Here is a 14,391-nt window from a genome sequence, read left to right on the forward strand (position 1 = left end):
CGCTGTCGCGCCGCCATGGCGTAGGGAGGGGCGCCGGCATGCGGGCAGACCCTGTACGGACTGGGGGACGTGCCGCGGCGCGGAGGTTAGTCCGGAGGGGGTGTGGATCGGAGGCGGCGCGAATTTGATAGCGATCGGGTTCGGCGCCCGGGCGGTTGGGGCGATCTGTGGGGTGCCGGATCCTGATTGCTCTCAAATTTGCGCCGCGACCGGCATCACGATCGGCACCGCGACCCACGCCGCGACCAATAAGTTCAGTACTTGATGGTGCTCAGGGCATCGCCGATCGGGATCTCACCGGCGGTGACCTCGAACTGCGTCTTGACCGCGGTGCCCTCGATCAGCGACGTGGCGATGACGTCGGCCACATCGGCGCGCGAGATCTCGCCGCTGTCGAGCCGCGATCCCACGGCGATCGTGCCCGTCGCGGGGTCGTCGGTGAGGGTGCCGGGGCGGACGATGGTCCAGTCGAGCCCGTCGCGAGCGCGAACGTTGGCATCGGCCTCGCTCTTCGCGCGCAGGTAGACCTGGAACACGTCGTCGTCGGCCGCGGGAAGCTCAGCACGCTTCGCGTCGAAGTCGTCGGTGTGCATGGCTGACACGAGCACGTAGCGCGAGACCCCCGCCGCCTCAGCGGCATCGGCCAGCAGGATCGCGCCATCTCGGTCGATGGTGAGCTTGCGCTCCGCCCCGCTGCTACCGCCGCCACCGGCAGCGAAAACGACGGCGTCGGCCCCGTCGAGGTGACCCGCGAGGGTGGCGACATCGGTTCTCTCAAGGTCGAGCACGAGTGCGCGCGCCCCGACTTTCTCGAGATCAGCGACGTGATCGGTGTTGCGGACAATGCCGACCGGGTCGTGACCCGCTGTCGACAGCTGACGTTCAAGGAGCTGGGCGATCTTGCCGTGACCACCGGCGATGACGATTCTCATGGGTCTATCCAACCCGGGTGTCCTGCACGCGCGGTGGAAACCGCTAAAGTGGATGTCGGCTCCCCACGTGGCGCCATCCAGGCCAACTCCCCCAGGGCAGAAATGCAGCAAGGGTAACCGGGCTCTGGCGGGTGCGTGGGGAGTCTTTTGTTTTCTCGCTTCGCTCGAAGACCGCAGCGCACCGGCCAGTGGTGCTTTTAGGCAGCGGCTTCGCCGCGCCGGCGGGTGCGTGGGGAGTCTTTCTTTTTGCGCGCTGGTGCGCGGGGCAGGCTGCAGGGGGTCTGCAAATTCGAAGGAGAAACGTCGGGGGTAGGCCGCCCGATCGGCATAAGTGCGCTCGGCTGGGGCGGTTTTTCCTTCAAATTCGGGCGGGGGGACGGCGCGACACTCGTTCTGGGGGTACGAGCGAACCAGATTGGTTGGTTCGGCGTCCAGTGATCTGCTTATGATTGCCACACCAAAACGGCCTAGCTCCTCACCAGAGTGAAGCCACCTCCCTCACCAGGAGGTCCTCGCAGGGAAAGGACGCGACCGTGACGTCGCACACCAGGATCAGGATCACCGCGGCACGCGGCAACTCACCCTTGTCGTCTTTTGCCTTGCGCACTCCGTCTCGCTGCCCCCGTGCGGCGCGAGGCGGCTCCGCGGGATGCGCGCCTCACCACCGCGCATCCCGCATCTCTCCGTCGACCCACTCGGCCTGACGGCACCACCCGCACACCGCCGACCCTCACCAGGTCGGCACTCGCACCACCTGCACCACCGCCGACCCTCACCAGGTCGACAGCCGCAGCACCAGCACCAGCACCACCCGCATCGCCTCACCAGCACCGCGGCAGCTCGACCCTCCCGACCCACCACCGGGGGGTTTCCGGATCAGTGACAGGCCCGACCTGTCAGGAAGAAGCACCCCATGCACCGCCAGAGGTCTACCCGAACCCTCCTCCGAGGCCACCTTCTTCTCCGCGCCGGTGTCGCCACCGTCGTGGGCGCACTCATCGCCGCGTCGGCCGTGGTCCCCGCGCAGGCGGCCACGACTGACGTGACCGAGGCGGAGGGTGCGCTCCTCTCCGGTTCGGGGATCGTCGACCTCGACAACATCGCGGCACTGCGCGGGGCGTACTCCGCGACTCCGACCGCCGGGGGAGTCGTGGCCAACCCCCTCGACGTGACGGCTGCCAACGCGGTCAACGTCGATCTCGGCAACGGCGTGCGCCTGCTCGGCACCAACGGGCTCCTGACGCTCGGCGTCACGGGGCAGTACGCGAGCACGACGCCGACGTCGGCGACCGCCGCTTCGGGCCTGATCGGCTCCGACGGCTCCATCGGGGTCGGGCCGGGCACCGCCGGGGGCGTCTCGACGCTGAACCTCACTCCGCTGCTCAGCCGGGTGGGCGCAGCATCGGCTGTGGCCTCCGCCGCCCAGCTCGACATCGGCGCTCTCGCCTCCCGCATCCAGGCTCAGCGCGGAACCACCGTGCAGCCCACCACCGACTACGGCATCGCGAGCGCGAAGTTCGCCGTCACGAGCCCGGCTGTCGCCGGCCTGAACACGTCACTGCAGACGTCGGTCAACGGCATCGGCAGCAGCATCAACAACCTCGCGTCGAACCAGTCCGCGCTGAACGGCGTTGTCTCGGGAACGACGGGCGACCTCACGACGGCTCTAGGCACTCTCATTCCGGGCGTGGTGAGCGTCAACAACACGAATCTGACCGCGACGATCACCGGCCTGAACCTCGGAGCGGTGACCGCGCCGGTTCTCGCCCGGAGCTACACCTCCGGTGCCGTGACGATCACCCCCTCGACCGGTCAGATCGTCATCGACCTCAACACCCTCCAGGCTCTGAACGGCCAAGCCCCCAACACTGAGTTGCTCTCGACGCCTGCTCTGCGGAGCGTCATATCGGCGGCCATCCAGGACATCCTCGTCACCCAGGTTCCCGCGGCTCTCAACACCGCGGTCGTCGCGGCGATCGGAACCGCGACCGTCAACGCCACGCTCACCGCCAACGTCGCTGTCGCCGGACTCAATGTCACTCGCCTCAAGGTCGGCATCACGACGACCCTCGGGAACCTGCTCACGACCACCGGTCGCACTCCGGCGACGGTCACCGCGACCGGTCAGGCTCTGGGCCTCGGCGGCATCGCGCTCTCGTCCGCAGTCCTCACCCCTGCACTCCAGTCGGTTGTCGACGGCACCCTCGTTCCCCTGCTCGGCGGAGTGTTCCAGCCGACGGTCGCCGGCATCCCCGATACCCTCGCGGCCGTCACCCGGCCCGTGAGCACCACCCTCGGTGGGCTGCCCGGGATCTTGAACCAGCTGGTCTCGATCACGGTCAACGCGCAAGACGCCTCCGGGTTCCAGGACGGGCGCGGCACCGACGCGGGCTCGCGATCGGTTCACGCGCTGCGCCTGAGCGTGCTACCCGCGGTGAACGCGGCCACCGTCGATCTGGCGACGTCGACAGTGAAGGCCACCGTCACCGCGCCGGTCACGATCACGGCGCCGACGGCGGGCCAGCAGTTCACCGTCGCCACGTCGACCGCAACCCGTTCGATCACCGTCACGGGAACCGGCGAACCCGGTGCCGACATTGCCGTTGACCTGGGTCAAGGCCGCACCGGCACCGCGACGGTCGCCGCCGACGGCACCTGGAGCTCCACGATCCCGGCCGTGGGGGTGGGCTCTGTCACCGCCAGTGTCACGCAGACGTTCGGCGGCGCCACCACCGGCCCGGTGACCCGCGCCTTCACCGTCGTCGCGCAACAGCCGCTGACCATCACGGCTCCCACCGCGGGTCGCGCCTTCACCGTCGTCTCGCCGACTGCGAAGACGCCCGTCACCGTCTCCGGTACCGCTACACCGGGCGCTTCGATCGCCCTCAGCCTCGGCGCCCCGTCGGGCATCACGGGAACAGCGACCGCAGGATCCGACGGCACCTGGACCACGGATCTCACGGGCGTGCCCGTCGGCACGTACACGGTCAGTGCGACCCAGACATCGGGCGGTGTCACCTCGGCCCCCGTCACCCGGCCCTTCTCGGTCGTGGCCGGTGCAGCCCTCACCGTGACCGCGCCCGCCGACGGCACGCAGATCGTCGTGCCCGGCGCCGACTCCACGGCGACCGTCACGGTCGTCGGAACCGCCCAGCCGAACGCGACGGTCGACGCCTCGCTCGGCGGCAGTCTCACCGGCACCACGACGGCTGCGGCCGACGGAAGCTACAGCATCCCGGTCTCGGGCGTCGGCGTCGGACCGCACACCGTCAGCGTCACGCAGACCGTCGGCGGCGGGACCTCCGCTGCCGTCACCCGCGACATCACCGTCGTCGCGTCGTCGCCGCTCGTGATCCAGTCGCCCGCCGCGGGCGCCGAGTTCCGCGTGGCCGGGCCGACCGCCACGACGCCGGTGACCGTCTCGGGCACCGCCCAGGCCGGCGCGACCGTCGCCGTTCAGCTCGCCCCGGGCATCTCCACCTCGGTGACCGCGGGCGTGACCGGCACCTGGTCGGCTCCGTTCAGCAACGTCGGGGTCGGTGACTACACGGCCAGCGTCACCCAGACCGTTGCCGGCACGACCTCTCCCGCTCAGACCCGCGGGTTCCGAGTCATCGCTGGTGACCCGGTCGTCATCGAGGCGCCGGCCGCCGGTACGACGTCCGTCGTCGCGGCACCCACCTCTACTCGCCCCGTCACCGTCTCCGGCACCGCCGAGCCGCGTGCCGAGGTCACCGTCGTCCTCGACGACACCCACCAGGCGACCGTGACCGCCAGCCCGACCGGAGCCTGGACCACGACCTTCACCGCCATCCCCGTCGGCGACTACCAGATCAGCGCTGCGCAGACCGTGAATGGCTCGACCTCGACCCCGGTCGTCCGGCCTTACTCGATCGTCGCCGCTGCGCCGGTCACGATCACGAGCCCCGACCCCGCGGTCGACGTCGTCGTGGCTCAGGACGGCCAGACCACCGCAGTGACGGTGGCCGGAACGGCCCAGCCGAACGCCGGCATCGCAGTCAGCCTCGGTGGCGGACTCACCGCCACGACAATCGCTGACGGCACCGGAGCCTGGAGCGTTCCGGTCACCGGAGTCGGCACCGGCGACTACGTCATCGCCGTTACCGAGACCGTCGGCGGCACCACCTCCCCGGCCGTCACTCAGCCCCTGACCGTCCGCGCGGGTGACCCCGTCGTGATCACCGCTCCTGCTCCTGGCACCGAGGTCACGGTGTTCGGAGCGAACGGAACCACCACGGCGGTCATCACCGGTACGGCTCAGGCCGGAGCGCGGGTGACAGCCGACCTGGCTCCGGGATTCACCGGAACCACCACGGCGTCGGCCGGCGGATCCTGGACTGTCCGGATCGCCGATGTGCCGGTGGGCGACTACCGCCTCAGCGCGACCCAGACGATCAACGGCACCAGCTCGACCACTGCGGCGCGTGACTTCTCGGTCGTCGTCGGTGGCGCCATCGTCATCGAGACGCCGGCCACCGGAACGGCATTCGCCGTGGCCGACCCCGACTCGGTGCGAGCCACCACGACCATCGCCGGTCGTGCTGACGGCGGCGCCGCGGTCGAGGTGACCCTCACGCGAGGCAACGACGCACCGATCATCCGCGACACCGTCGCCAGCGGGGCCGGCGCCTGGACGGTCTCGTTCGCCGACTTGCCCGTCGGTGACTACTCGGTCGAAGCGACGCAGACCGTGGGCGGCGCGACGGACTCCGCCACGGCGACGACGTTCTTCGTGGTCGCGGGCGAGCCGATCGCGATCACCGCACCCGTGGCGGGCACCGCTTACCGGGTGGCCGACGACGCTTCGGTGCTGCCGGTGACCATCCGCGGAACCGCTCAGCCGAACGCGACGGTCGACGTGCTCGTCGACGGTCGCACGCTGACCACGACCGCCTCCGCGGGCGGCACCTGGTCGGTTCGCGCCGACGGCACGGCCGACGGCACCGGAGCGGGCCTCGCCACCGGAACCTACCCCGTCTCGGCGACCCAGACGGTCGGCGGAACGACCTCGGCCACCCCGGCGACGACTTCCTTCTCGATCGTCGCGGGGGCGCCCTTCGACATCTCGACTCCGATCGCCGGAACCGAGCTGCAGGTGGCCGACGCCGACGCCACCCTCACCGTTCCTGTGACCGGCACCGGCGAACCCGGCGCCAGCGTCGCGGTCACCTATAACGGCGTCACCAAGACCGTCACGGCCGACCCCGTGACCGGTAACTGGTCGACCTCGTTTTCGGGAGTCGGGGTCGGTACCCCGACCTTCCGCGCCATCGAGACCGTCGGCACCACGTCCACGCCGGCCAAAACCCGCACCATCACGGTGACGGCCGCCGCGGCGGTCCGCGTCACCTCACCCGCTGCCGGCGACGTCATCACCGTCGCGGGCCCGGGCTCCACCGTCGACGTCACCGTCACCGGTCGTGCCGAGCCGAATGCTCCCGTGAACGTGAACCTCGGCGGCGGCCTCACCGCAGCGGTGACCGCCGACGGCAATGGCGTCTGGACCGCTCCCTTCGCAGACCTGCCGGTCGGCGGCTACACCGCCTCCGTGACCCAGACGGTCAACGGCACGGTGTCGACACCCATCACCTCCTCCTTCTCGGTGGAGGCGGGCGACCCGGTCGTCATCACCAGCCCGGTCGACGGCGGTCGGATCACGGTGGCCGATGCCGACGCCACCGCAACCGTGCGCGTGGTCGGCACCGCCGAGCCCAACGCCGACATCAGCATCGACATCGACGGCCGCACGGCCGCGACGACGGCCGACGCCAACGGCGACTGGGCGGCACCCGTGACCGGTGTCGACGTCGGGACGCACACCATCGCGGTGACGCAGACCGTCGACGGCACGACCTCCGACCCGACCACCTCGACGGTGACCGTCGCGGCGGGCGCACCCCTCGTGATCGCGGCACCCCGGGCCGGCAGCACCATCACCGTCGCCGATGCCGCCTCGCGGGTCGACGTGCCGGTCTCGGGCACGGCACAGCCGCGCGCCACCGTCCGCATTCGCCTCGACGCGGGTGACCCCGTCGACGTGACCGCCGACGCCGACGGCAACTGGGCGACGACGTTCGCCCGCGTCGCCGTCTCCGCCGACGCCTACACGCTGCACGCGACCCAGACGGTCGGCGGCACGACGTCGGCCGAACTCGACCGCAGCTTCCGGGTCGTTGCCGGCGCCGAGGTCACGATCGCCACGCCGACGGCCGGACAGACCTACACGGTCGCCCGCGACGACTCGACGACCGATCTCGTGGTGCGCGGAACGGCCCAGCCACGAGCGACCGTCACGGCCGAGATCGCCGGCGGAACCGCGGCGACGACTACCGCGACCGTGGGCGGCACCTACGAGCTGACGCTCGAGGACGTCCCCACCGGCACTCCGACGATCGAGGTCCGCCAGACCATCGGCGGCACCACGTCGACCGATCCCGCGACGGTCCGCATCGTCGTGGCACCGGCTGCGCCCGTCACCATCACCGACCCCGCGACCGGCACGACCCTCCTGGTCGGCACCACCGGCGAAACGGTCGACGTGCCGTTCAGCGGCACCGGCCAGCCCGGCGCCGACCTCACGGTGTCGCTCGGCGGCGGTCTCACCGCCACCACGACGGTCGACGGCGACGGCAACTGGACGACCATCGTCCGCGACGTGACTGTCGGCGACAAGACCGCCACCGTCACGCAGACGATCGACGGAGTCGACTCGACCCCGGCGACCCGCGACCTGACCGTCGCCGTCGCGGATGGCGTGACCATCTCGGATCCTGCCGTCGGAGCCTCGTTCCCCGTCGCGACAGCCACCGGGCTGGTGGATGTGCCGGCCGCCGGCACCGCGCAGCCGAACACCACGGTGCGCGTCACGCTCGACGACGGCACCGCGGTGACCGTGACGTCGAACGACGACGGCCGCTGGAACCACACGTTCCTGGACGTCGCCGTCGGTGACCACACCGTCAGCGCCCTGCAGATCCTCGACAACGGCGCCACCCCGGCAGTCGTCCGGGCCTTCGAGGTGGCCGTCGCTCCGGCCGCGACCATCTCGACGCCCCGCCCCGGCCAGCAGTTCGCTGTGGCTGCGGGTGACACCGCGACGGTTCCCGTCTCGGGCACCGGGCTGCCGGGCGCATCGATCCTGGTGACGCTCGACGGAGGTCGCGCGAGGACCGTCACGGTCGACGGCTCCGGATCCTGGTCGACGACCTACGCCGGCGTCGCAGTCGGCACGGGACAGGTGGTCGAGGCCACGCAGACCGTCGGCGGAACAGCGCAGGATCCGATCGATGTCACCTTCGACGTCGTGGTCAGCGCCGCTCCGGCGGCTCCCGTGGCGATCACCAGCCCCGCAGCGGGCGCCGTGATCCCCGACACGACCGGTGACGGCACGGTCGACGTGCCCCTCACCGGAACCGGCGAGCCGGGTTCGACCATCGACGTCGACCTCGGCGGCGGGTCCACCGCCACGACGACCGTCGGCACCGGCGGCGACTGGGCGGTCACCGTCTCGGACGTGCCGGTCGGACCGATCACCGTCGTCGTCACGCAGACGACCGACGGCGTCGTCACGGGCTCCGACAGCCTCGCGATCGTCGGCGAGACCGTCGCGCCGGCCGTCATCACGGCCCCGGATTCGGGGGCTTCGTTCCCCGTGTCGACCGCTGACTCGACCGCCGACATCACCGTGCGGGGTACCGGCGAGCCGGGAGCCCGGGTGACCGTGTCGCTCGGCGCCGGCCTCACCGGCACCGACACCGTCTCTGCGGGCGGCACTTGGTCCGTCATCGTGGCCGACGTCCCCGTGGGTCAGTTCACCGTCACGGTGAGCGAGACCGTCGACGGAGCCACCCTGCCCGATGTGACTCAGCCGCTCGAGGTGGTGGTCGGCGACGCCGTCGCGATCACGACACCGCGCGACGGATCGACCGTCGTCACTCCGGTGGGCAGCACGACGTCGAGCCTGCCGGTCTCCGGGACGGCCGACCCGGGAGCCCTCGTCAGCGTCACGCTCGACGGCGGCACACCGAAGACGGTCAACGCCGACTCCGACGGCGACTGGTCGGTGACCTTCACCGGCGTCGACAACGGCGACCACACGATCGCCGCAAGCGAAACGCTGGCCGACGGAGCCACGACACCGGTCACGAGCATCATCACGACGCGGGCCGCGGCCGCCGCAGCGATCACCTCGCCGCAGCGCAACCAGCAGTACGAGGTCACCGCCGGAACCACTCCCACGATCGTCGTGACCGGAACCGGTGAGCCCGGTGCCACCGTCTCGGTTGCGGTGACGGGTTCGCCAGCCACGACCGTCAGGGTGACCGCGCAGGGCACCTGGTCGGCACGGTTCGCGAACGTCTCGGTCGGAGATCACGTCGCCTCGGCGACGCAGACCTTCGGGGGAGTCGCCGGCGATCCCACGCGGGTGCCGTTCTCGGTCGTCGAAACCACGACCCCGGTCGTCGGACCGACGATCACCAGCCCGACCACGGGTCAGATCGTCCGCGACGACGACGGTGACGGCTACTTCGACGTCACCGTCCGCGGAACCGGCGACCCCGGCTCGACCATCGAGGTCGACCTCGGCTCCGGGATCACCCGCACGGTCACGGTCGGCACCGACGGAACCTGGGCGACGACGGTCACCGCAGTTCCCGACGGCCCGCAGACGATCGTGGTCACGCAGACGACCGGCGGCGACGTCACCGGCTCGGCGAGCGTCTCGATCGAAGGATCCCAGGCAGCGCCGATCACCATCAGCGCACCGACTGCGGGTCAGCGCATCAACGCCCCGGCGACCGGACCGGCGACGATCACCGTCACCGGTCGGGCCGAACCCGGCGCCGCCATCCGACTGCGACTCGACAACGGGACGGTCGTCACGACCACCGCCGCCGGCGACGGATCCTGGAGCATCCCGCTCGAGGGGGTCGGCGTAGGCAGTCACAGCGTCTCGGCCACCGAAACCGTCGGGGCCTCGACATCGGCTCCCGTCAGCGTCGCCTTCACGGTGGTCAGCGCGGCTCCGGCAGGCACGATCACGGTTCTCGCCCCGGCGCCTGACGAGCTGATCGTCGACCGCGGCGGCAACGGCTCCGAGCCGGTCACCGTCTCGGGCACCGCGACCGCGGGCGCCCTGGTGACCGTGGTCCTCGACGACGGCGTCACCCTGACGACGACTGCGAGCGACGCGGGAGAGTGGAGCGTCCTGTACCCGGGAGTCTCAACCGGTTCGCACTCGTTCGTGGCATCGCAGACCGCTAACGGACTCACGACGAACGCCCCGAGCCAGGACTTCTTGGTGCGGGCGACCGATCCGATCGTGATCTCGCAGCCGGCACCGGGCTCGACGTTCCTGGCGACCACAGACGGAACGGCCACCATCCGCGTGGCCGGGACGTCGGATCCTGGAGCTCTCGTGACGGTGTCCGTCGACAACGGCCGCAACTTCACGACCACGGCCGATGACAACGGCGCCTGGACGCTGGACATCCCGGGGGTCGCTCCCGGCCAGCACACCGTGACCGCGACGGAGACCGTGCTCGGCTCCACCTCCGACCCGGTGTCGACCGTGTTCGGCGTGATGAGCCCGCCGTCGACCGGTGGTGGCCAGCCCGGTACCGGTGGCGGCGAGCCGGGCACCGGAGGCGGCGACCCCGGCACCGGTGGCGGCGACCCCGGCACCGGAGGCGGCCAGCCGGGAAAGGGTGGCGGTCAGCCGGGCACGGGTGGCGGCACAGGCGGCGGTACCGGTACCGGTAACGGCGGCACGGGCTCCGGCTCTGGTGGCACCGGAACGGGCTCCGGCTCGGGAACGGGCTCCAACCAGGATCCGGCTCTCTCGCCAGCAGGCACCGGCGTAACCGGCACCCCCGGGTCGCTGGTCGACGGCGCCCTCGCTTTCACAGGCTCGACCGTCCTCCCATGGGCGGCCGTGGGCGCAGGCATCCTCGCGCTCGGTCTCGGGATGTTGGGTGCATCCCGCGCACTGAGCAAATTCAGGTCGAGGAGACGCTAGCGCCGTGAGGAGCGGCCTTCCCCCTTCGGGTGGGGGAGGGCCGCTCCGTTCGTGTTCCCGGGGCTCCGAGTGTCGGTGGCGACGGCTAGTCTTTCTCCGTGGTCACCGCTCTATATCGCCGCTACCGGCCCGAGACTTTTGCCGAACTCATCGGTCAGACTCAGGTGACCGATCCGCTCCGCACAGCGTTGCGCACCAACCGCGTCAACCACGCCTATCTCTTCAGCGGCCCCCGGGGCTGCGGTAAGACGACGTCGGCGCGGATCCTTGCTCGCTGTCTCAACTGCGCTGAGGGCCCCACCGACACGCCCTGTGGCGTCTGCCCCAGCTGTGTCGAGCTCGCTCGCGACGGCAGCGGCTCGCTCGACGTCATCGAGATCGACGCCGCGAGCCACGGTGGTGTCGAAGACAGCCGCGACCTTCGCGACCGGGCGATCTTCGCGCCGGCTCGCGACCGCTACAAGATCTTCATCCTCGACGAGGCCCACATGGTCACGAACCAGGGCTTCAACGCCCTGCTCAAGATCATTGAAGAGCCGCCCGAGCACGTGAAGTTCATCTTCGCGACCACCGAGCCCGAAAAGGTCATCGGCACGATCCGGTCGCGTACCCACCACTACCCGTTCCGGCTGGTTCCGCCCGCGCAGATGCTCGACTACATCGGGTCGCTCTCCGAGACCGAGGGTGTCGTGGCCGCACCCGGCGTGCTGCCGCTCGTCGTCCGCGCCGGTGGCGGGTCTGTGCGCGACACGCTCTCGCTGCTCGACCAGCTCATGGCCGGGTCCGAGGCCGGGTCGATCGAATACGAGCGGGCCGTCGCGCTGCTCGGCTACACGCACGCATCACTCCTCGACGGCGTGATCGATGCTCTCGGTGCCCGCGACGGTGCCGCGACCTTCGCCGCCATCGATCGAGTCGTCCAGACCGGTCAAGATCCGCGCCGGTTCGTCGAAGACCTCCTCGAGCGCCTGCGCGACCTCATCGTCGTCGGCGCCACCAACGAGGGCGCCTCCGCCGTGCTGCGCGGCATCACCGCCGACGAGCTCGATCACCTCGGCCGCCAGGCCCACTCGTTCGGCCAGGCCGAGCTCTCTCGCTCGGCCGACGTGGTCAACCGGGCACTCACCGACATGACCGGCGCGACCTCGCCGCGACTGCACCTCGAGCTCATGGTGGCGCGCATCCTCGTGCCCGAGAGCGACGAGTCCGGCCGCGGTGCCCTCGCGCGGGTCGAGCGGCTCGAGCGTCGGGTCGGGGTGTCTGATTCTTCCGCTCCTGCCGGGGCTTCTGCTGGTGGCGCGCCTGCTAGTGCTGCCCCTGCTTCTTCGGCTCCTGCTGCTCGTGCCGCCTCTGCGGCTGCCGGTTCGTCCTCTCCCGGTGCAACCGCATCGTCGTCGGCGCCTGCTTCGGCAGCACCGACTTCGTCGACGCCTGCCTCGTCGGCACCTGACTCGTCGTCTCCTACTTCGTCCTCTCCAGCGGCCGCCGCCGACGCTTGGGCCCAGGTCGCGCCGGCTGCTGCGCCTGCCGCCTCTAGTGTCTCTGCGTCTTCCGACGTGCCTGCCGCCTCTTCTTCTTCTGCTGCCGTGCCTGCCGCTGCCGCTGCCGATTCGTCGCCCGCATCGGCGTCGTCGTCTCCGTCGTCCGCCGCTCAGCCGGATCCCGCCGAACCGTCGCTGCCTGGCTCGTCGCACTCCGCAGCCTGGGCGCAGACGCCCGAGGTCGAGAACGCGGTCGAGAAGCCCGGCGCCGGTGTCGCCGGGGGCACCGTCAGCTTGCAGCAGCTCCGCGACAGCTGGCCCGAGATCCTCGAGATCGTCGAGCGCGACAAGCTGTCCGCCTGGATGGTCGTCATGACCGCCACCGTTCGCGACTTCACCGGCGACGTTCTGACACTGCTGTTCCCGAGTCACAACGACGTCGAGCTGTTCAAGCGACCCGTCGGTGCCGGCGAAGGAGTCAGCGAATTCCTCCGACGTGCCATCCAGCAGGTCCTCGGCATTCGTGTCAAGTACATCGCCCGCGTCGACGAGGCGGGCGGCACCTCGCAATCGACGACACCGGCCCAGCCGTCAGCCCCGGTGGCTACGCCGGCGCCCGTCGAGTCGGCCCGCGCCAGCGACTCGCCCGCATCGGCTCCGGCACCGGCTACCGCCCCGTCGGCTTCCGGCGCCTCGGCGTCGGCTCCCTCGGCATCGGCTCAGGCTCCGGCCCAGTCCGCACCACGGGCATCGGCACCGGCGCCCAGCCCCTCGACGTCCGTGTCGGCACCGCCCAGCGCGTCCGCACCCACCACGGGCTGGGATGTCGCTGCCATCCCGCAGTCCGCTCCACCCGAGCCTGACGAGCCCATCGGCGACATCCCCGAGCCCGACCTTCCAGAAACGATCACGGAGGAGCCGGCCGGAGGAGTGCCCCCGTTAGGCGCGACACCGCCGATCGAGGGCGGGGCAAGCCAGTCGCAGCCCGACGCGGCGGGGCGGCAGCCGGATCCTTCGGTTTCGACTCCGGCCACGGCACCGCGAAGCGCCGGACGCACCATTCCTCAGACCTCGCGCTACGGCGAGGCGGTCGTGCGGGAGATCCTTGGGGCGCAGTTCATCCAGGAAGAGACGATTGCGCCGCGCGTGAGCCCGCTGTCCGCACCACCGAACGAGAGCAACTGACGTGTACGAAGGCATCGTCCAAGACCTGATCGACGAGTTCGGGCGCCTTCCCGGTATCGGGCCGAAGTCGGCTCAGCGCATCGCCTTCCACATCCTGCAGACCGAAACTTTCGACACGACGCGACTCGCCGAACTGCTGGTCGACGTCAAGACGAAGGTGCGGTTCTGCGAGATCTGCGGCAACGTGACCGAAGAAGAGCGGTGCTCGATCTGCCGCGATCCTCGTCGGTCACCCGCGACCATCTGCGTCGTCGAAGAGGCGAAAGACGTGCAGGCGATCGAGCGCACCCGTGAGTTCCGCGGCCTGTACCACGTGCTCGGCGGCGCGATCAGCCCCATCGACGGCATCGGGCCCGACGACCTGCGTATCCGCCAGCTCGTGCAGCGCCTCGCCGACGACACCGTCACCGAGGTCATCATCGCGACCGACCCCAACCTCGAGGGCGAGGCCACAGCCACCTACCTGTCGCGGATGCTCTCGCCGTTCGGGCTGCGCGTCACCCGGCTCGCCTCGGGGCTGCCCGTCGGCGGCGACCTCGAATACGCCGACGAGGTCACGCTCGGGCGTGCGTTCGAGGGGCGGCGGGTCGTCAGCGACTAGCGACGCGCTTGCTCGGGGCTCGGGGCTCGGGGCGAGGCACGCTGCAACCTGACGCGAATCGGCCAAACCGACGCGGCGCGCTGCGTCTGGATGGCCGATCCGCGTCGGTTTGCCTAGCGTCAACGGTCACATCCAGTTATCCACAACTTGCTT

At 70.6% G+C, this 14,391-nt stretch carries 4 protein-coding genes and 1 other RNA gene; 4 read left to right on the top strand and 1 reads right to left on the bottom strand.

Annotation, left to right across the window (positions count from 1 at the left end; genetic code table 11):
- Positions 1–254 precede the first annotated feature (254 nt).
- A complete protein-coding gene (locus tag EDF39_RS07915) occupies positions 255–932 on the bottom strand; it encodes an SDR family oxidoreductase (protein ID WP_123941907.1) in 678 nt (225 codons plus the stop codon).
- Between the two features lie 54 nt (positions 933–986).
- Here EDF39_RS07915 and ffs point away from each other — a divergent pair.
- The 4 genes from ffs to recR all read left to right on the top strand — a co-directional run bounded on the left by ffs (position 987) and on the right by recR (position 14,238).
- Positions 987–1,083: signal recognition particle sRNA small type (gene ffs / locus EDF39_RS07920), an RNA gene on the top strand.
- Positions 1,084–1,845: 762 nt separating this feature from the next.
- Positions 1,846–10,971 carry an S-layer family protein gene (locus tag EDF39_RS07925; RefSeq protein ID WP_123941909.1) on the top strand — a complete coding sequence of 3,042 codons (9,126 nt, stop codon included), beginning with the start codon at positions 1,846–1,848 and terminating at the stop codon, positions 10,969–10,971.
- A gap of 98 nt (positions 10,972–11,069) precedes the next feature.
- Complete coding sequence (locus EDF39_RS07930) at positions 11,070–13,637, top strand: DNA polymerase III subunit gamma and tau (RefSeq protein WP_123941911.1); 2,568 nt, start codon at positions 11,070–11,072, stop codon at positions 13,635–13,637.
- Between the two features lies 1 nt (position 13,638).
- Complete coding sequence (gene recR, locus EDF39_RS07935) at positions 13,639–14,238, top strand: recombination mediator RecR (protein ID WP_055959575.1); 600 nt, start codon at positions 13,639–13,641, stop codon at positions 14,236–14,238.
- The last annotated feature ends 153 nt before the right edge of the window (positions 14,239–14,391 follow it).

Source organism: Frondihabitans sp. PhB161, assembly GCF_003814635.1.
Taxonomy (GTDB): Bacteria; Actinomycetota; Actinomycetes; order Actinomycetales; family Microbacteriaceae; genus Frondihabitans.